12 protein-coding genes and 1 tRNA gene are annotated in these 17,564 nt (G+C 65.5%); 10 read left to right on the top strand and 3 right to left on the bottom strand.

Going from position 1 to position 17,564, the window contains the following annotated elements:
- Positions 1-17: 17 nt before the first annotated feature.
- The 3 genes from A1D30_RS03900 (at position 18) to A1D30_RS03890 (ending at position 2,939) form a co-directional block, all read left to right on the top strand.
- Positions 18-815 carry a lectin gene (locus A1D30_RS03900; protein WP_063459487.1) on the top strand — a complete coding sequence of 266 codons (798 nt, stop codon included), beginning with the start codon at positions 18-20 and terminating at the stop codon, positions 813-815.
- A 16-nt stretch (positions 816-831) separates the two neighbouring features.
- Positions 832-1,341: a hypothetical protein gene (locus A1D30_RS03895; protein WP_063459627.1), complete on the top strand. Its 510-nt coding sequence runs from the start codon at positions 832-834 to the stop codon at positions 1,339-1,341.
- Between the two features lie 230 nt (positions 1,342-1,571).
- Complete coding sequence (locus tag A1D30_RS03890) at positions 1,572-2,939, top strand: TAXI family TRAP transporter solute-binding subunit (RefSeq protein ID WP_063459486.1); 1,368 nt, start codon at positions 1,572-1,574, stop codon at positions 2,937-2,939.
- Between the two features lie 24 nt (positions 2,940-2,963).
- Here A1D30_RS03890 and A1D30_RS03885 read toward each other — a convergent pair whose 3' ends face one another.
- Positions 2,964-5,483 carry a DUF1631 family protein gene (locus A1D30_RS03885; RefSeq protein WP_082836310.1) on the bottom strand — a complete coding sequence of 840 codons (2,520 nt, stop codon included), beginning with the start codon at positions 5,481-5,483 and terminating at the stop codon, positions 2,964-2,966.
- Positions 5,484-5,572: 89 nt separating this feature from the next.
- Positions 5,573-7,234 carry an energy-dependent translational throttle protein EttA gene (gene ettA, locus A1D30_RS03880; protein WP_063459484.1) on the bottom strand — a complete coding sequence of 554 codons (1,662 nt, stop codon included), beginning with the start codon at positions 7,232-7,234 and terminating at the stop codon, positions 5,573-5,575.
- 250 nt (positions 7,235-7,484) lie between these two features.
- Here ettA and A1D30_RS03875 point away from each other — a divergent pair, with 250 nt between their 5' ends.
- The 4 genes from A1D30_RS03875 (at position 7,485) to A1D30_RS03860 (ending at position 13,123) form a co-directional block, all read left to right on the top strand.
- On the top strand, positions 7,485-9,296 hold the full coding sequence (locus A1D30_RS03875) for a DEAD/DEAH box helicase (RefSeq protein WP_063459483.1): 1,812 nt from the start codon (positions 7,485-7,487) through the stop codon (positions 9,294-9,296).
- A 100-nt stretch (positions 9,297-9,396) separates the two neighbouring features.
- Entirely contained in the window at positions 9,397-9,957 is a 561-nt protein-coding gene (locus A1D30_RS03870; protein WP_242421776.1) for a nucleoside-diphosphate sugar epimerase, read from the top strand.
- A gap of 76 nt (positions 9,958-10,033) precedes the next feature.
- On the top strand, positions 10,034-11,077 hold the full coding sequence (locus A1D30_RS03865) for an endonuclease/exonuclease/phosphatase family protein (protein ID WP_063459481.1): 1,044 nt from the start codon (positions 10,034-10,036) through the stop codon (positions 11,075-11,077).
- A gap of 237 nt (positions 11,078-11,314) precedes the next feature.
- Positions 11,315-13,123, top strand: coding sequence for a M14 family zinc carboxypeptidase (locus A1D30_RS03860; protein WP_242421783.1), 1,809 nt, complete (start codon positions 11,315-11,317; stop codon positions 13,121-13,123).
- Positions 13,124-13,428: 305 nt separating this feature from the next.
- On the opposite strand, the gene ybaL is transcribed toward A1D30_RS03860, so the two are convergent.
- On the bottom strand, positions 13,429-15,168 hold the full coding sequence (gene ybaL / locus A1D30_RS03855) for a YbaL family putative K(+) efflux transporter (RefSeq protein WP_063459480.1): 1,740 nt from the start codon (positions 15,166-15,168) through the stop codon (positions 13,429-13,431).
- 194 nt (positions 15,169-15,362) lie between these two features.
- Between ybaL and A1D30_RS03850 the strand changes: the two genes are divergently transcribed.
- From A1D30_RS03850 to A1D30_RS03840, 3 genes are all read left to right on the top strand, one after another.
- A tRNA-Arg gene (locus A1D30_RS03850) sits at positions 15,363-15,439 on the top strand.
- Positions 15,440-15,614: 175 nt separating this feature from the next.
- Positions 15,615-16,862, top strand: coding sequence for an integrase arm-type DNA-binding domain-containing protein (locus A1D30_RS03845; RefSeq protein WP_063459479.1), 1,248 nt, complete (start codon positions 15,615-15,617; stop codon positions 16,860-16,862).
- Complete coding sequence (locus A1D30_RS03840) at positions 16,859-17,560, top strand: hypothetical protein (protein WP_063459478.1); 702 nt, start codon at positions 16,859-16,861, stop codon at positions 17,558-17,560. The genes A1D30_RS03845 and A1D30_RS03840 overlap by 4 nt, the downstream gene beginning before the upstream one ends.
- The last annotated feature ends 4 nt before the right edge of the window (positions 17,561-17,564 follow it).

Raw genomic sequence — 17,564 nt, 5'->3', positions numbered from 1 at the left:
AACGAGGAGAGAAAACCATGAAAGACCCGGCCTTTCGGAAACCCGCGTGGCTGCTGTGCCTGCCATTGCTCATGAGCGTCCAGGCGGTGCAGGCACAGGACCAGCTGGTGGATTTGCAGTCCAGCGGCGGCTACACCGCCTACCGCTTGGCGGACGATGTGACCCAGGTGGATCTGGTGGAACAAACCCAGGGCACCTGCCGCTTCAACCGCACCTGGGGCTACGACCTGACCAATCGCGAGCTGTGGACCAACGGCGGCTGCGGCGGACGCTTCAAGATCACGCGCAGCTACGCCCCCGGCAACAGCAGTGGCTCCAACGCCGGAGCAGCCGTGGCGGCGGTGGCCGCCATCGCGGGGATTGCCCTGCTGGCCAACCACAACCGGCACGACAACGACCGGCGCCCCGAGTACCCGGACTACCCCCAGCAGGGTGGCGACTGGGGCCGCGAGATCCGTGCGGGCGGCGGCCTGTGCCTGGATGTGCGCGGCGGCAAGTTCCAGCCCGGCACCACGCTGCAGGTGTATGAGTGCAACGGCACGGCGTCGCAGCGATTCGCAGTGGGGCGTGGCGGCGAGATCCGGGTGCGCGACCTGTGCGTGGACGTGGACCGGGGCGACCCGCGCGATGGCGCACGGGTGGTGCTGTGGTCCTGCTCGGGCTCGCGCAGCCAGAGCTGGTCCACCCGGGGCGGGCAGATCGTGAGCCAGCTCACCGGCAAATGCCTGGATGTGGAGGCCGGCCAGGTTCGCCCGGGCGCGCACACCATGGTCTGGCCCTGCAACCGCAGCCCCAGCCAGCGCTGGTGGTGGTAAGGAGTGCGTGATGATGATGAAAAATACCGTTCACAGCCTCTGCGCAGCCACCTGCGCTCTGGCCTCGTTGGCCTTCCTGGCTGCTGCCCCGGTAGCCCACGCAGCCGATGCCCCCGTGACCTCCCCCACCACCCCGGCCCGGCCCGCCAAGGCGGGCCCCAAGCAGGCGGCCCGGCCCCTCGCCGACCGCCTCCAGGCCATTTGTTCATCGGCCGACCTCAACCACGATGGAAACGTGTCGCTGGACGAGTTCCACCAGGACATCGTGCAAAGCTGGCACAGCCTGGGGCCCGATGCACAGGGCTATGTGCACCTGGCTCAACTGGGCCAGGTGCCCCGCATCGGCAAGGGCGCACTGCGGCGGCTGGCTGCGGCCGACAAGGACGCCGATGGCAAGCTGTCTTTCTCGGAGGTGGTGCAGGCGCGCATGGCCTACTTCGAGGCCGCTGACGGCAACCAGGACGACCTCTTGTCCCTGCAGGAGTGCATCGCCTACGAGCGCCAACGGCGGCGCCAGCCACAGTAGGCCGTGGGCAAGGAGCGGCGGGCTGTCTTGCCGCCCCCTTGCCCCGCACTGCTCCGCTGCGACCAGCTGGGGTTGGGGTGGCGCGGACTTCCGCCCGCCACGCACCCCAAGGCCCGGGATAATCCACAGGGCCGCCGAACAGTCTTTCTGCGGGGGGCATTCTTTTGGTCCCACCCCATGTACGGTGTCGCACCTGCCCCCGCTGCTTTTGTGATCTTCATCCCCATCCCATGTCCCAGGCCTTTCGCAACACCCTGCTCTCCCTGCGCGATCTGATCGTTTCCGCCGGTCCGCTCGCTTTTCTTGCCGTGGGGCTGCTGGCGCTGGCTTACTGGTGGCTCAACCCCAATCCGCCTAAAACAGTGACCCTGGCCACCGGGCCAGCGCAAAGCGCCTACGAAGAGTTTGGCAAGCGCTACCAGAAGGCACTCGCAGTGGATGGCATCGAGGTGGTGCTGTTGCCCAGCGAAGGCTCATCGCACAACCTGCAACTGCTGCGCGAAGGCAAGGCGGATGTGGCCTTCGTACAGGGCGGAACCGCCGAACTCCTGCCCGACGACCCCGATGAACTGGTGTCGCTGGGCAACCTGTTTGTGGAGCCTGTGTGGCTGTTCTACCGCACAGAGACGGCGCAGCGCATGTACAACACGCCCCGGCTGGATGGACTGCGGCAGCTGCGTGGCCTGCATGTGAATGTGGGCTCACAAGGCAGTGGCGTGCCCACGCTGATGGAGCGCCTGCTGGAGGCCAACAAGGTCGAGCGGGGGGCCGTCAAGCTCTCGCGCCTGGACCAGACCCCGGCCACCGTGGACTTCCTGGCGGGCAAGCTGGACGCGCTGGTGTTCGCATCGGCCCCCGAATCCCTGATGGTGCAGATGCTGCTGCAAACCCCTGGCGTCCAGTTGCTGGACTTCGCGCAGCACGAGGCCTATGCACGGCGCTTCCCCTTCCTGACACCAGTCACCCTGCCGCGCGGCGTGGTGGATCTGGCCAGCAACGTGCCGGTGAGGGACGTGCGGCTGGTGGCGTCCACCACATCGCTGCTGGCCCGCGAGGGCACCCACCCGGCCTTGCTCACGCTGTTTGCACAGAATGCCCAGAAGCTGCACAGTGGCGCAGGCTGGTTCAACCGCGCGCGCGAGTTCCCCAACGCGCGCAATAGCGAATTGCCCACTGCCAAGGAAGCCGATCGCGCCATGAACGAGGCCGTGCCCATGCTGCAGCGCTATCTGCCGTTCTGGATTGCCAATCTGATCGAGCGCATGTGGCTGGTGCTGGGCATTCTGCTGGCGATCATGCTGCCGCTGTCACGCATCGTGCCGCCGCTGTACCAGTTCCGCGTGCGCTCGCGGGTGTTCCGCTGGTATGGCCGCCTGCGCGAGATTGAGAGCGACCTGGAGATCGGCAAAACCGACACGGCCGAGTTGCTCAAGGCCCTCAGCGCGCTGGAAGCCCAGGCCGAAAAAGTGAGCGTGCCTCTCTCCTATGCCGATGAGCTGTACGCCCTGCGCAACCACATTCACCTGGTCCGCAAAAAACTCCTTCGGGTGTCGGAGGGGGGAGAGCCCAAGCCGATTCCGGAGGCAGAAGCCTCCTGACCACAAAAAACCAGGCGGGGAAACTCAGCGGCTTTTGGAAGACTTGGCGCCCGACGAGGGCGAGAGAGGCGCCGACTTGGACAGTGGCGCCATCTTGGAGCTGGATGATGGCCGTGCACCGGAGGCCCGACCATCGGATGGCCTGCGATCAGCGCCTGCAGCCCCTGCACCAGCGGCATCGGCTGCGCGGCTGGCCCCCTTGGGGGGAAGCGCTAGCACCACGCGCAGCGCCCCTTCCTGGGCCAGCTTGTCCCGCATACGCCGCGTCATGGACTGGGTGCTGGCGTCTGGCGCGGTGAACAGGAACAGCGTGCCATGGGGGCTGGCCCAGGTGAGCTGCGTGCGCACCACGCGCCCATTGGTCACCAGCTCCACCCAAGCACCGATCACAAAATCGGCATAGGGGTCGGGCGCTTCCACGGGCGGTGTGCTGCTGCCCTCGGCCTCTTCGGGCACGGCAGGCGGCGCTTCGGCGGCTACGGCCTCGGGGGGGACCTCCACCACGGGCTCTGGTGCGACGACGGGGGCTGGCTTTTCAAAGGCCTCCTGGTGCAACCCCACCAGGCGCTGGAGCAAGGCGCTGGTCTGGACTGCCGGGTAGTTGACGGTCTTGAGGCCCTTGCGCAGCTTGGCGAGCAGCCCGGGAATGGCGTCATTGAGCCGGTCCGGCTCTTGCCGTGTCAAATCCGGCTGGGCACTCCACAGCAGCACGGGCACCAGCGCCAGGTAACCCCCCGGGTCGTCCTTGCCGCCGTCGCTGTTCATCACCTGCGCCAGGGCAATCACGTCGGCCCAGGGGCCTGCGGCGAAGTCAAGAATATCGGCAGGCACCTGCTCCAGGTCAGGCAGCTTGCGGATATCCGCCGCCACCTTTTCAGCCAGCAGCTCCCGCTGCTCGGCATGCAGGCGGGCTTTTTCCTCGGCCTCCTGCTCTGCCTTGATTTTCTGTTCTTGCTTGTCCCAAGCCGACTGCAGCGCCTTGAGCACGGTATCGAAAGGACCGGCGTCTTTGATCTCGTTGGTGGACAGGTGCTCTACGGCTTCCGTGACCAGGCGCATGAAGCGGCTGAATCCCTGGTCTGTCTCGGCGGTAAAAGCCAGGCTGCGCTGGGTCAACTCGTCAAGCAGGCGGCGCGCGGGATGGGTGCCATCGGTAAAAAAGCGCCCATCGTGGTGCACCAGTTGCTTGAGCGCAGGCTCCAGGCTCTTGACCGCCAGCTGGACGGGGGGCAGCAAGCGCGCATCCTGCGCGATGTTCGCCATCATGCGCCCGACCACCTCCACTGCCATGGCGGTGGACTGCGTCGCGGCCTCCATGGGCATGGAGGCATACACCACCGGCGCCACCCCTGGGCCGCGCCACCCAGACAAGGGCACTGGCAATGAGCCCCCTTGGCTGGCACCAACACCACCCGCCAGTCGCCCCACCAGACGCTCCAGCTGGGCCATGTCTTCGATGGCCTCGGCAGCCGCCCCTGCGGGGAAGTACGCCCCGGACAGCGAAGACTGCGCGCTGGCCGTGCCCGCGCGGGGATCCACCCATCCGGGTTGCCCTGCCACAGGTTGCGCAACCACGGCCCCATAGCCAGGGGGCGCAAACGGATCGCCACCGGCCAGCATCTGGCGCAGGATGCCCACCGTGAGCAGGGCTTCTTCGGCCGCATCGACCGCCGCCGACATCGGCGCTTGCTGGGAGTCTCCGCTCCAGCCCGTGGACGGCCCCACGCCCCTGCCGTAGCCGGTGTTGCCGTAGTCGCCCATGGGGGCGTTCATTGAATGGCCGTAGCCCGAATACCCGGTGCCATAGCCGGTTCCAGGACCACCATAGCCCCCCTGCCCATAGCCCGTGCCCGGGCCGCTGTTGCGGCCGCCGCCGCCCGAAGGCGTGCCCAGCACGGCATAGCCCACGGGCTGGACACCATGCTCGCGCAGGCTCTTGGCGGTGTTTTTGTATTCCTCTACGAGCAGCTTGCCCAGCAAGTCCCGCATGTGCTGCATCCAGAGCTGCCGGACTTCGGGGGACACACCCGTATCGCTGACCACCCGCTGCAGGGCCCGTATGTAACTTTCGGGGCGCAGCGGGTTGCGCTCGGGCTGCACACTGCGCAACCCCTGTGCCGCGCTGACCAGGGTATTGAGTTCAGCCAGCACAGCATCGGTGGCATGCAAGGCCGATTGCTGGGCCTTGGAGAGCTCCACCTGCGCCAGCATCTCGTTCTCGTCCATGAGCGACAGCTCACCGAAATCCATGCCGGTGTCGTCGGCCGAATTGCGCCCCTTGGTGACAGCAGGCCCCTCTGCAAAGATTTCCAGCAGGGCCATGGGGTAACCCTTGACCAGCGCAGCCTCATGCTGGTTGAGGTAGCGCAGGCTGTCGCTGATCAGATTGCGCTGCTGGATGCCGACGCTGCCCGTCTCTTCCTCCGCCAAGGCCCCTTGGGTGACCTTGACCAGCTGCTGCATCAATGCCTCGCCCCCGCGCACGGCGTTGACGACACAGGCACGAAACACGGTTCTCGTACGAGACGCAGGCTGCTGGGACATGGTGGGGAGGAGTCGGCGAACAGGTTTCCAGTTGCAATCCTACTTGACCTGAAGGCTGGATTCAGGTCTTTGAGCTGGCTACCAGCGGCTTATTTCAGGGCTTTGTAGCGCATCCGCTTGGGTTTGGCCCCCTCCTCACCCAGACGCTTCTTCTTGTCGGCCTCGTACTCCTGGTAATTGCCGTCAAAGAACGTCCACTGGCTGTCACCTTCGGCCGCCAGGATGTGGGTGGCGATACGGTCCAGGAACCAGCGATCGTGGCTGATAACCAACATCGTGCCAGCAAACTCCAGCAGTGCATCTTCCAGAGCACGCAAGGTTTCCACGTCCAGATCGTTGGACGGCTCATCGAGCATCAGCACGTTGCCACCCGCAATCAGGGTCTTGGCCAGGTGCAGGCGACCGCGCTCCCCCCCGGAGAGCATGCCGACCTTCTTTTGCTGGTCGCCGCCGTTGAAGTTGAAGCGACCACAGTAGGCGCGGCTGGCCATCTGGAACTTGCCCACGTTCAGGATGTCAAGCCCGCCCGACACGTCTTCCCAGACCGTTTTGTCGTTGGCCAGATCATCACGGTGCTGGTCCACAAAGGCCATCTTGACGGTGGAGCCAATCACCACTTCGCCCGAATCCGGCTTCTCCTTGCCCGCAATCAGCTTGAACAGCGTGGACTTACCAGCGCCGTTGGGACCGATGATGCCGACGATGGCACCGGCAGGGATGTTGAAGCTCAGGTTGTCGATCAGCACGCGGTCGCCAAAGGACTTGGTGACGTTCTTGAACTCGATCACCTGGCTGCCCAGGCGGTCGGCCACGGGGATGAAGATTTCGTTGGTTTCGTTGCGCTTCTGGTATTCGAAGTCGCTCAGTTCTTCAAAGCGGGCCAGGCGGGCCTTGCTCTTGGCCTGGCGCGCCTTGGGGTTCTGGCGCGACCATTCCAGTTCCTTCTTCAAGGCCTTGGCACGGGCTTCTTCGCCCTTTTGCTCGGCTTCCAGGCGGGCGCCCTTTTGCGTCAGCCAGTCAGAGTAGTTGCCCTTGTAGGGGATGCCAGAGCCACGGTCCAGTTCCAGAATCCACTCAGCGGCGTTGTCGAGGAAGTAGCGATCGTGGGTGATGGCCACCACGGTGCCGGAGTAGCGCTGCAGGAACTGCTCCAGCCAGTCTACCGATTCAGCGTCCAAGTGGTTGGTGGGTTCGTCGAGCAGCAGCATGTCGGGCTTGGACAGCAGCAGGCGGCACAGTGCGACGCGACGCTTCTCACCGCCGGACAGCACGCCGATGTTGGCGTCCCACGGGGGCAGGCGCAGCGCGTCGGCGGCGATTTCCAGTTGGTGTTCGGAGTCGGTGCCAGCGGTGGCGATGATGGCTTCGAGCTCGGCCTGCTCGGCGGCCAGGGCGTCAAAGTCAGCGTCTTCCTCGCCATAGGCGGTGTACACCTCTTCCAGGCGGGCTTTGGCGGCAAACACCTTGCCCATGGCGGCTTCCACGCTTTCGCGCACCGTCTGGGTGGGGTCGAGCTGGGGCTCCTGGGGCAGGTAGCCGATGTTCAGGCCGGCCATGGGAATGGCTTCGCCTTCGATTTCCTTGTCCAGGCCCGCCATGATCTTGAGCAGCGTGGACTTGCCGGAGCCGTTCGTTCCCAGCACGCCGATTTTGGCGCCGGGGAAGAAGCTCAGGGAAATGTCTTTGAGGATCTGGCGCTTGGGCGGCACGATCTTGCCGACGCGGTTCATGGAAAATACGTATTGGGCCATTTGCTTGTGTCTTAAACCTGCGAAAGTGGGCAGCAGAAATTCTGCGTGCAAACCTAGATTATCAGGCCATGCGACAATACCCACCGTAGCGGGCTCCAGTTGCCCGTCACATCAGCACACTGCTGGGGACGAAAGAAGCAACGCTTCCGGGCTCCCAATCCTGAACCTCATCAGCCTGAGACTGGCTCGACAACCCCCCGGTTGTACGACAGGCCGATACCCAGCGCCCCGGACGGGCGCATCCAAAGACATGACATTTGACGAACTGAACCTGGCTCCTGCCATCCTGAAGGCCGTGCACGAAACGGGCTACGAGACCCCCACGCCCATTCAGGCACAGGCCATTCCCGCTGTTCTGGAAGGCCACGACCTGCTGGCCGGCGCCCAGACTGGCACGGGCAAGACCGCCGCGTTCACCCTGCCCATGCTGCACCGCCTCTCGCAAGGCACAGCCCCCAAGAACAAGTTCGGCGGCAAGGGCATCCGTGCCCTGGTGCTGACCCCCACCCGTGAACTGGCCGCCCAGGTGGAAGAGTCCGTACGCGAATACGGCAAGTACCTCGACATCAACTCCACCGTCGTCTTCGGCGGCGTGGGCATGAACCCGCAGATCGACCGCATCAAGCGCGGCGTGGACATCCTGGTGGCCACCCCGGGTCGCCTGCTGGACCTGCAGCAGCAGGGCTTCCTGGACCTGTCCACCGTGGAAGTGCTGGTGCTCGACGAAGCCGACCGCATGCTGGACATGGGCTTCATCCACGACGTGAAGAAGGTGCTGGCCCTGGTGCCCAAGGACAAGCAGAGCCTGCTGTTCTCCGCCACCTTCAGCGACGAGATCCGCGACCTGGCCAACACACTGCTCAAGAACCCGCAAAGCATCCAGGTCACCCCCCGCAACACCACGGTGCAGCGCATCACCCAGGTGATCCACCCCGTGGGCCGTGGCAAGAAGAAACAGGTGCTGCTGCACATCATCCAGCAGCACAACTGGAGCCAGGTGCTGGTGTTCACCCGCACCAAGTTCGGCGCCAACAACGTGGCCGAGTTCCTGACCAAGAACGGCGTTCAGGCCATGGCCCTGCACGGCAACAAGAGCCAGAGCGCCCGCACGCAGGCCCTGGCCGGCTTCAAGAGCGGTGACATCCGCGCGCTGGTGGCCACCGACATCGCAGCACGCGGCATCGACATCGACGACCTGCCCCATGTGGTGAATTACGAAATCCCGAACGTCTCGGAGGATTACGTGCACCGCATTGGCCGCACCGGCCGCGCAGGCGCAACGGGCGAAGCCGTGAGCCTGGTCTGCATGGACGAAGAAGGCTTCATGATGGAGATCGAGCGCTTCACCAAGCAGCAGATCCCCGTGCAGGTCATTGAAGGCTTTGGCCCCGATGCAGGTGAAAAGGCCGAACCCATCGCCATGGGCCGCCAGACCATCTGGGGCGGCGCAGGCAAGCCCCCGAGCCGTGACGTGATGCAGGCAGCCGCCAAGGCCGCCCGCAGCGAAATGATGGAACGCATTCGCACCAACAAGGCCGGCCAGGGCGCTGGCAACGGCGGCAGCGAGCGCGGCCCCCGACCTGCCGGTGGTGGCAATGGCGGCGGTGGCCGTGGCGGGCGCGCCGGTGGCGGTGCCGCAGCGAATGGCGGCGGCAATGGTCCACGTGGTGGCCGTGCTGGTGGTGCCGGTGGTGGTGGCCAGGGCGGCGGTGCACGCGCCGGTGGCCAGGCTCCTGCACGCGGTCGCTCCGGTGGCGGTGGTTATGAAGGTGGCGGCGGCGGCAATCGCTATGACGATTCGCAACCCCCACGCGCCAATGCCCACCTGGGTACACACTCGGGCCACAGCAACCCCGGCAACCGCCACTCGGGCCATGCGGCCGGTGGACAGCCTGACCCGATGCGCACCAGCGTAGACAGCATGGGCGGCGGCGGTCGCCGTGGTGGTGGCGGTTATCGTGGCGGCAACGGTGGAGGTGGCGGCTATGGCGGCGGCAATTCTGGTGGCCGGGGCAACGGGCCTCGTGGGTCGGGCGGTCCTCGCGGCTCTTTTAACCGCTGACACCACCCCGTCGGGGGGCCACGCGGCGGCGCCAGCGGCCGCTGCGGGCACCTCGCCACCTCACCCGACAGCCTCCCTGGGCGCAGCAGCCACCATCCATGTGCTGCATGCCCGGGACCGGCGCCCTCCGGCGCTGGCCCATCCTCGGCTGCAACTGCACGCGGTCGATTTCTCCGACCTGCCCGCATTGCCTGCGGTGGACCATGTCTACATCACCCTGGGCACCACCATCGCGGCGGCGGGCAGCCAAAGCGCTTTTCGCAAGGTGGACTACGACGCCGTCATGGCCACCGCGCAGGCAGCACGTGCCGCGGGCGCAAGCCGCTGCGGCGTAGTGACCGCCATGGGCGCGAATGCGCTCTCACGCATCTTCTACAACCGCGTCAAGGGCGAGGTCGAGCGCGATCTGAAAGCCCTGGGCTTTGCCACCCTGGTCATTACCCGCCCCTCCCTGATGATTGGCGAGCGCCAGGCTTTGCAGCAGGCCACACGCCCGGCCGAATCCTTCTCCATCCAGCTCTTCAAATGGCTGGACCCGCTCATTCCTGACAACTACCGCGCCCGCCCCGGCGTCGATGTGGGGCGTGCGCTGGTCCATGCCGTACAGTCAGGCCCGCCCGGGCTGCAGGTGCTGTCGGGGCGCGCGCTGCAGCCGCCTTGACGCCTGCCCAGTCCCCGCGCTTGAGATCTGACCCGCAAGTTTGTTGCCCCTACGGATTACCCGGCTCCTCTGCCCCATGCGCCCCAACGACCCACCCCAGCCCCTGGCCACCCTGATGGTGGCCACCTGCAATGTGTTGAACCTGGCCAACCCCGGGCGCATGTTCTATGAAAACCAGGAGCCTTACAGCGCCGCAGAGTTCGAGCGCAAGCTCACCTGGCTGGGGGAGCGCCTGCGCATGCTCAACGCCGATGTGCTGGCGGTGCAGGAGGTCTGGGATGAAGCCGCCTTCAAGGGCGCCCTGGGCCGCAGCGGCCTGCGCTACGACTTTGTGGCCGTCCCCGGTGCCGAGAACGACACCGGGCGCCATGGCGCACAAGGCACACCCCGCGTGGGCATTGCCACACGGCTCAAGGTGGAGGCCCTGCAGTCGTTTCCTGACTTCCCCCCGGGCTTCCAGGTGGAGGTGCCCGGCATGGGGCCGCACACCCGCTTCGAGCGCCCGCCCCTGGTCGCCACGCTGCGCATGAAACATGGTCAGCCCCTCAATGTGCTGACCGCACACCTCAAATCCAAACGCCCCAAGTTTCTGCAGGATGCGCAGGGCCACCCCACCGAGGACCGCGACGACCGCAAGGTGATGGCGCTGGCCTCGCTGCGCTCGCTGGTCATGCGGGGTGCCGAAGCCATGGCACTGCGCTGCCTGGTCATCGACCTCCTACACCGCACCAACATCCCGCTGGTGGTGCTGGGCGACTTCAACGACACGCCCGACAGCGTGACCACGCAACTCATCTGTGCCACCACCGAGATCGCCTACGACCGGTCGGCCAGGGATGTGGCCCTGTTCAATGCCTACGACCTCCAGGGCGACGCCGCGCTGAAAAAAGATGTGGCGTATTCGCACATCCACCAGGGCTCCCCCTCCGTGCTCGACCAGATCCTGGTGAGCGAAGAGTTCATGGCCACCGGGCGCAACAGCGTGGGCGATGTGCGCCGGGTGGACTACTTCAACGACCACCTGCACGAAAGCCGCGACCGCACCCGGTCCGACCACGGGTTTGTGCGTGCGCTGCTGCGGCTCAAGATGCCGCCCGCAACACCACAGTCACCACCGTAGCCATCGCCACAAGACCATTTGGCCCAGAGCACAGGCCCTCGCCGTGTCAACCAGCGCATTGCAACGGGATGTACGCCGATACAGCTGGGCACAACTGCACAGGTAATATCAACGGCACAGACGCCCCCCAGCGAGGCATCCCTTGGCAGAACACCCATGACCATGCACCCATCTCTTCGCCGCACGCCCCCCGCAGGGACAGACACCGCCCACCCCGTCACGGTTTCTTTGCGGGCCATGCGCTGGACAACCTCAGCCACCCTCGCTGCCCTGCTGCTCACGGCCTGTGGCAGCACACCGCTGCCCCCCTGGCCCTCCACACCAGCTGCCCAGCGGCCCACCGCACCAGCCCCACTGCCGCGCGCGCAACAAGGCACGGTGGTGCCTGCACCGCTGGGCCAGCAGCAACTGCCACCGCAGCAGCCGCCACAGCGCGCGGCCGTGGTGTCCCCCCCCCTGCCCCCGACTGCGCCGCTGGTGGTGCAGAACGAAGGCCCCATGGCACCGCCTTACAGCGCTGCCGTGGCCGCACGTTTCCCCAACCCGCCAACGTCCTACAACACCCCAGGGTTGGCACAGGATCGCCGGGCCTTCACCACCAACGCCGAGCTGGGCCAATGGCTGCGGTCCCTGTCGGATGCAGTCCCCCGTAGCGCTACACGCACCAAGCTGCTCAACATCGGCACCTCGCAGCGCGGCGAGCCCATCCAGGGGCTGCTGCTCACCCGCGCAGCAGGCACCGACCCCGCCAGCCTGGACAACAGCGGCCGTCCCACGGTGGTGCTGATCGGCCAGCAGCATGGCGATGAGCCCGCAGGCAGCGAAGCCTTGCTGGTCATCAGCAGTGAACTGGCCCAGGGGCTGCTGGAGCCGCTGCTGGACCGCATCAACGTGGTGGTGGTGCCCCGCGCCAACCCCGATGGCGCCGAGGTGGGCACCCGCGTCACGGCCAACGGCACGGACATGAACCGCGACCACCTGCTGCTCAACACCCCCGAGGCCCGCGCACTGGCCCGGGTCATCAACGACTACCGTCCCATCCTGGTGGTGGATGCCCACGAATACACCGTGGTGGGCCGGTACCTGCAGAAGTTCAACGCCGTCCAGCGCTACGACGCCCTGCTGCAGTACACCACCACGGCCAACTACCCCGAGTTCCTGACCAAGGCATCGCAGGAGTGGTACCACCAGCCCATGGTGGCCGCGCTCAAGGCCCAGGGCATCGCCAGCGACTGGTACTACACCACCTCGACCAATCTGGAGGACAAGCGCATCTCCATGGGCGGCACACAGCCCGACACGGGGCGCAACGTGAATGGCCTCAAGAACACCGTCAGCCTGCTCATCGAGACACGCGGCGTGGGCATTGGCCGCATGCACATCCAGCGCCGCGTGCATTCGCAGGTCACCGCCATCTCCAGCGCCCTGCGCAGCACGGCCGAGCGGGCCGCCAACCTCGAACAGGTGCGTTCGTTTGTCGCCCGGGACGTGAGCGCCCAGGCCTGCCGCGATCAGGTGGTGGTCGAGGCGGCAGCCACCCCCACCCAGCGGGACCTGGACTTCCTGGACCCGGAGACTGGTGCAGACCGCACCATCCGCGTGGACTGGAACTCGTCGCTCACCCTGCGGGCCACCAAGTCGCGCGCCCGCCCCTGCGGGTACTGGCTGGCGGCGGGCTCTACAGCGGCGGTGGAGCGCCTGCGGCTGCTGGGCCTGCAAGTGATGCGCGTGGCCGAGCCCGGCGCCATGCTGGCCGAAACCTACCGGGAAACCGCGCGCGAAACCGGCGACCGCCAGGACGTGATTGGAACCATTGCTGGGGGCACCGGCATCGTGCGTGTCCAGGTGTCCACCGTGCGCAGCGCCGTGGATGCCCCGGCGGGCAGCTTCTATGTCCCGCTGAACCAGCCCCGCGCCAACCTGGCCGTGGCCGCGCTGGAGCCAGACACGCAGAACAGCTACTTCGCCAACCGGATGATCGAAGACCTGGGCCAGATGGCCCGCGTCATGGCCACGCCCGCCTTGGTGTTTGAAGAAACCGAGTAATTGAAGAACCGCGCCCCGACGAAAGGGCGCGGCACCCTCGGCCGCTGTGGCGGCGGGGCAGACCGCCTGCACAGAGAGGGCCTGCGGCCGCCAAAACGTGCCGGTGCCCCGGTGACAGCGAGGGGTGTTTGACGGCCGACATGGCCAGCCTGCTTTGGGCAGGGCCGTCGGCCACGTGCGGGCCGCTTCAGAACAGGTGGAGGCGCACTGGGTTATCCCCCAAAAAGGCGACGCCATGGAATTGCTATCAAATAAATAGCAATAAATCCTTTATGGTCGCGCGCAGAGCCCTGTTTTTTCTTGAATCACACCGGTCCATGCAGGGGCGCAGGGCCGGTGGAGCGCGCCTGCCGCTCCCGGGACCGCTCCAGCACATGGTGCGACATCAGCTGGGCCAGCGCATCTTCGGCCAGAAATACCACGGTGCTATCACACTCCTGCACCAGCCGGCGCGCCTCATCCTCGCTGTGGCTGCGCACCACGGTCTCGATGGCAGGGTTCAACGTGACCGCCGTGGCAATGATCTGCCGCACGTTGAGAGAGTCGGGCGTGGCAATCACCAGCATGGCGGCCCGGGCGATGTGTGCCTGGATCAACACGGCGGGTTCTACCGCGTCGCCAAACACAGCCGCAATGCCCTCGGCCCGCAGCGACTCCACCAGCTCGCGGTTCTGCTCGGCCACCACAAACGGAATGTCGTGTGCAGCCAGAGCGCCTGCTACACGCCGCCCTACACGGCCGTACCCCACCAGCACCACCTGGCGGGCAAGGTAGCGCGAATCCGTGCTCATCGGCAGCTCGGCCAGCGGGTCATCGCGCTGCTCCAGCCGCCGCGCCCAGGCCGAGCGGGCCCGCAGCCAGTCCTGCAGCGGCGCAATCGCATGAAAGAGCAAGGGGTTGAGCGCCATCGAAATCAGCGCCCCTGCCAGTACCAGGCTGGCGCCTTCGGGCGGCAACAGGCCCAGCGATGCCCCCAGGGCCACCAGGATGAACGAGAACTCGCCAATCTGCGCCAGGCTGGCCGACACCGTGAGCGCCGTGTTGAGGGGGTAGCGGAACGCCAGCACCAGCGCAGCCGCCGCCAGTGTTTTGCCCACCATGATGATCGCCACCACCGCCAGCACCTGCAAAGGCCGCTCCCACAGCACGGCAGGGTTGAACAGCATGCCCACCGACACAAAAAACAGCACGGCAAAGGCATCGCGCAGCGGCAGGGACTCGTGCGCGGCCCGGTGGGCAAACTCGGATTCACGCATCACCATGCCGGCAAAAAAAGCGCCGAGCGCAAACGACACACCAAACAACGCGGCCGACCCGAACGCAATCCCCACTGCCGCCGCCACCACACACAAGGTGAACAGCTCGCGTGAACCGGTGCGCGCCACCTGCCACAGCACCCAGGGGAACAAGCGACGCCCCACCAGCAGCATCAGGGCCACAAAGCCCCCGACCTGGAGCAGCGTCCAGCCCACCGTGCGCCCCAGCTGTGCGGCGTCCAACTCCGCGCCAGCGCTGCTCCCCAGCCACCCGGCCAGCGGGGGCAACAGCACCAGCACCAGCACCATGGCCAGGTCTTCCACCACCAGCCAGCCCACGGCGATGCGGCCGGTGTAGCTGTCCAGAATGCCCAGCGTCTCCAGGGCCCGCAGCAGCACCACCGTGCTCGCCACCGACAGCGAAAGCCCAAACACCAGCGCCCCGCCCAGGCTCCACCCCCACCAGGTGGCCAGTGCCATACCCAGCGCCGTAGCCACCATCATCTGCACCACCGCCCCAGGGACGGCAATCTTGCGCACCGCCAGCAGGTCCCCCAGCGAGAAATGCAGGCCCACGCCAAACATCAGCAGCATCACACCAATCTCGGCCAACTGACTGGCCATGGCCGCATCCGCAACAAACCCCGGGGTGAACGGCCCGATCGCCACCCCTGCCAACAAATAGCCCACCAGCGCCGGCAAACGCAGACGTGTTGCCAGAAAACCCAGCGCCAGCGCCAGCCCAAGGGCTGCGGCAATGGTGTGGATAAGGGAAACGCTGTGCGGCATGGTGATGTGTGCTGGAGGGGAGAGCGCCTCGTGCGCCCGCGCATGGCCTCGTTATAACCGCATCCCCGCCTGCACTGCAAAATCAGAGGGCTTCTTGCAAGAGGGCGCCGCCGTGGCGGGTATGATCCTGCCTCTGCACCAACGCAGGGGCGGACACTCCGCCCAGCCAGTAGGCATCACCGCCGAAAGCCTTTCTGCCCGTAGCTCAACTGGATAGAGCAATAGCCTTCTAAGCTATAGGTCGGGGGTTCGAGTCCCTCCGGGCAGGCCAAATAGACGTCTCACACCGACTCAGAACACATCAAAAACCCGCATGCCTATTGGCTTAGCGGGTTTTTTGTTGTCTCACCGGGACTCACTACGTACCATGACATACCAACAAAAAGTTGGTATTTCTGTTGGAACCTGAACATACCAGCGGAGCAGATACCAACAGCAGGGCGCACATGGCACTTACCGACACCTTCGTAAAGAACATCAAGCACGATCCCAGCGTCGCAGCGGGAAAAAAACACGCCGATGGGCAGGGCCTGTACCTGCACGTCAAACCGGTAGGCAAGTATTGGCGTCTGAGCTACCGCCATCTGGGCGAGCAAAAAACGCTAGCGATTGGCGTGTACCCCGCAGTCTCTTTGGCGAAGGCACGAAAGCGCCGCGACGAAGCCCGGGCACTGCTCGCGGAAGGCATAGACCCAAGCGCAGCCAAGAAGGCCGCGAAACTTGCAGCCCGTGTAGCAGCCGCCAACACTTTTGAAGCAGTGGCCCGGGAGTTCCACACCACCCAGGCCAGCGGCTGGAGCCCCCGCTATGCAGCGCGGTGGATAGAGCGCATGGAGAAAGACCTGTTCCCGTACATCGGCAAGCTGACATTGCCCGCCATCACCGCCCCCGTGCTGCTGGATGCACTGCGCAAAGTAGAGAAACGTGGCGCCAACGAAACCGCCCACACCCTCCGCCAGACTGCCGGGCAGGTGTTCCGCTACGGCGTGCAAACCGGGCGCTGTGAACGCAGCCCCGTGACCGACCTGCACGGCGCATTGAAGCCTATCGTGGTCAAGCACATGGCTGCCGTGCTGGAACCCACCAAGGCGGGCGAACTGCTACGGGCCATTGATGGCTACACCGGCCAGCCCATGACCAAGGCGGCACTGGCACTGTCCGCCCTGCTCTTTCAGCGCCCTGGCAACATCCGGCAGATGGAATGGGCGTGGATCGACCTGGACAAGGCCATGCTAACGATCCCATCCCAGGACATGAAGCGGCGACTTGCTCAGAAGCTCAACGGCAGGCCGCACTTTGTTCCCCTGGCGCCCCAGGCCATCGCCATCCTGAAAGAGCTGCAGCCCCTCACCGGCCATGGCCGCTTCGTTTTCCCCAGCTTGCGCACAGGCGAGAGGGCCATGAGCGACAACACCATCAATGCCGCCCTGCGGCGCATGGGGTTTGCCTCCGACGAAATGAGCGCCCACGGGTTCAGGGCCATGGCGCGCACGCTAATGATTGAGCGCATTCACGGCATCTCTGCCGACGTGATCGAGGCTCAGTTGGCCCACGGGAAGAGTGGCCCCTTGGGCGCAGCCTATGACCGTGCGGAGTTCATGGAGCAGCGGCGGCGAATGATGATCGAGTGGGCGGACTACTTGGACAAGCTGCGCCGTGGTGCGGATGTGGTGCCGATTGGGCGGGCGGCATGAGCGAATTGCTGGAAGAGGCACGCGCTGCACGCAGGGCACTGACGGCGCAACAACGGAGCACATTGGCCGCCGAACTCCTGGAGGTGCGAAAAAACCTTCGAGAGATGCGGAAAATGCATTCTGAGAGGCTGGCGCATGGTGTGGCCCTGGTCATGGGCAGTTCACAGGAGCTTGCAAAGGATGCGGACATTGAAGTGCGGGGTGCCCTGAAAAACCTAGCTGATGGCCTTCACATTTTCGGCAAACGCGCCTCCCCAAAAACGGCCTTCGCAGATTTGAAGCGTAGTGCGGCGAAGGCATTTTCGGAGAGCCCAACGGACGCCGAAATCTTGGCCAGCTCTGCCACTCCGGACTTGGTGCGCTACCTGCTGGCAGCGCTGAGCGCGTATGACGGCATGCCTGCCAATCTAGCTACCGCCCTCAGGGCCAAGAACCGGGTGGGAGCGACCGAGGTATGGGGCTTGCGCCGGGTGATTGTTGATGCTGCGGACGAGGCATTCCAGAAACTAAAACATACCGGAATGACCAGCGAGTCCTTCAAGCAGGCCGTTGAGGATGTGGCCTACGAGAAGTTCGTAGCCGCAAAGAGGAACAAAACGCGGCAGGAGCCCAAGCAGGAGAAAAAGTGCCGAGGCGAAATCCGCGACCTTCTAAACGAATACTTCGGGTGGGAGCAGTGGGCTGCAAATGATTTGTAGCCCA

It is taken from the genome of Acidovorax sp. GW101-3H11, assembly GCF_001633105.1.
Taxonomy (GTDB): Bacteria; Pseudomonadota; Gammaproteobacteria; order Burkholderiales; family Burkholderiaceae_C; genus Acidovorax.
Note: the sequence above shows the minus strand (reverse complement) of the source record. Positions and strands in the feature narration are given on the sequence as shown.

Bases quoted from the DNA above. Each gene is read 5' to 3' on its own strand.
- A1D30_RS03845 (WP_063459479.1), top strand. From the start codon at position 15,615: ATGGCACTTACCGACACCTTCGTAAAGAACATCAAGCACGATCCCAGC.
- A1D30_RS03885 (WP_082836310.1), bottom strand. From the start codon at position 5,483: ATGTCCCAGCAGCCTGCGTCTCGTACGAGAACCGTGTTTCGTGCCTGT.
- ybaL (WP_063459480.1), bottom strand. From the start codon at position 15,168: ATGCCGCACAGCGTTTCCCTTATCCACACCATTGCCGCAGCCCTTGGG.
- A1D30_RS03840 (WP_063459478.1), top strand. From the start codon at position 16,859: ATGAGCGAATTGCTGGAAGAGGCACGCGCTGCACGCAGGGCACTGACG.
- ettA (WP_063459484.1), bottom strand. From the start codon at position 7,234: ATGGCCCAATACGTATTTTCCATGAACCGCGTCGGCAAGATCGTGCCG.
- A1D30_RS03860 (WP_242421783.1), top strand. From the start codon at position 11,315: ATGCGCTGGACAACCTCAGCCACCCTCGCTGCCCTGCTGCTCACGGCC.
- A1D30_RS03865 (WP_063459481.1), top strand. From the start codon at position 10,034: ATGCGCCCCAACGACCCACCCCAGCCCCTGGCCACCCTGATGGTGGCC.
- A1D30_RS03900 (WP_063459487.1), top strand. From the start codon at position 18: ATGAAAGACCCGGCCTTTCGGAAACCCGCGTGGCTGCTGTGCCTGCCA.
- A1D30_RS03890 (WP_063459486.1), top strand. From the start codon at position 1,572: ATGTCCCAGGCCTTTCGCAACACCCTGCTCTCCCTGCGCGATCTGATC.
- A1D30_RS03875 (WP_063459483.1), top strand. From the start codon at position 7,485: ATGACATTTGACGAACTGAACCTGGCTCCTGCCATCCTGAAGGCCGTG.
- A1D30_RS03895 (WP_063459627.1), top strand. From the start codon at position 832: ATGAAAAATACCGTTCACAGCCTCTGCGCAGCCACCTGCGCTCTGGCC.